The sequence below is a fragment of the Streptomyces sp. MBT65 genome, from assembly GCF_016612545.1.
GTDB lineage: Bacteria > Actinomycetota > Actinomycetes > Streptomycetales > Streptomycetaceae > Streptomyces.
The window spans coordinates 1-1,490 of the sequence record NZ_JAENRY010000612.1 but is presented as its reverse complement, the minus strand read 5'-3'; the positions used below and the strand labels follow the sequence as shown (position 1 = coordinate 1,490).

At 68.9% G+C, this 1,490-nt stretch carries 2 protein-coding genes; both read left to right on the top strand.

Going from position 1 to position 1,490, the window contains the following annotated elements:
• Positions 1-42 precede the first annotated feature (42 nt).
• A complete protein-coding gene (locus JHN63_RS50970; protein WP_200691924.1) occupies positions 43-1,011 on the top strand; it encodes a complex I subunit 1 family protein in 969 nt (322 codons plus the stop codon).
• A partial coding sequence (locus JHN63_RS50965; protein ID WP_200691923.1) for an NADH-quinone oxidoreductase subunit I occupies positions 1,011-1,490 on the top strand: 480 nt, incomplete at its 3' end. The genes JHN63_RS50970 and JHN63_RS50965, both read left to right, overlap by 1 nt.

Below are 1,490 nucleotides of genomic sequence, written 5' to 3'. Positions count from 1 at the left end.
CCCCCAGGACCCAACCCCCGACACCCCCGCAGGAGGCCCGCAGTGAACGACGTGCTCGACGTCGCCCTGCGACTCCTGATCGTCTTCGTCGTCTTCCTCACCTTCCCTCTCATCGTCGGCCAGACCGAGCACAAGGTGATGGCCCACATGCAGGGCCGCCTCGGCCCGATGTACGCCGGCGGCTTCCACGGCTGGGCCCAACTCGTCGCGGACGGCGTGAAGTTCGCCCAGAAGGAAGACATCGTCCCGACGGGCGCGGACCGCCGTGTCTTCCAACTCGCCCCCGCCGTCGCCCTCCTCCCGTACCTGCTCGTCCTCCTCGCCATCCCCATCGGCCCGAGCGAGGGCGCCGTCGGCCAGGTCCTGGACGCGGGCATCTTCTTCGTCCTCGCGGTGATGGGCGTGAGCGTCCTCGGCTCCCTCATGGCCGGCTGGGCCTCCGCCAACAAGTTCTCCCTCCTCGGCGGCCTCCGCACCGCCGCACAACTCCTCGCCTACGAACTCCCCATGCTGCTCACCGCCGCCTCCGTGGCGATGGCAGCCGGCACGGTCTCCCTCCCCGGCATCCTCGACGCCTTCCACTGGTGGTGGCTGCCCTGGCAGATCGTCGGCGCGATCGTCTTCTTCGTGGCGGGCCTGGCCGAACTCCAGCGCCCTCCCTTCGACATGCCCGTCGCCGACTCCGAGATCATCTTCGGCGCCTACACCGAGTACACCGGTCTCCGCTTCGCCCTCTTCCTCCTCGCCGAGTACGCCGGAATCGTCGTCCTGTGCGGCCTGACCACCGTCCTCTTCCTGGGCGGCTGGCACGGCCCGTGGGGCGCGGACGGCCTCGGCTGGGTGTGGACCCTGCTGAAGACCGCACTCCTCGCCTTCGTCGTCATCTGGCTCCGCGTCACCTACCCCCGCCTGCGCGAGGACCAGCTCCAGAAGCTCTCCTGGACCCTCCTCGTCCCCCTCTCCCTCGCTCAGATCGCCCTCACCGGCATCGTGAAGGTGGTGTTCCTCTGATGGCCCCGATCCCCGGCTCAGGCCTGGCCAAGGGCCTGGCCGTCACCCTCCGCACGATGACGAAGAAAACCGTCACCGAGCAGTACCCGGACACCCAGCCCGACCTCCCGCCCCGCACCCGCGGAGTCATCGGCCTGTTCGAGGAGAACTGCACGGTCTGCATGCTCTGCGCCCGTGAGTGCCCCGACTGGTGCATCTACATCGACTCCCACAAGGAGACGGTGCCGGCGGCCGCCCCCGGCGGCCGAGAGCGCAGCCGCAACGTCCTCGACCGCTTCGCCATCGACTTCTCCCTGTGCATGTACTGCGGTATCTGCATCGAGGTCTGTCCTTTCGACGCGCTGTTCTGGTCCCCGGAGTTCGAGTACGCCGAGACCGACATCCACGAACTCACCCACGAGCGCGACAAGCTCCGCGAGTGGATGTGGACCGTCCCGGCCCCACCCGCCCTCGACCCCGGCGCCGAGGAACCCAAGGAG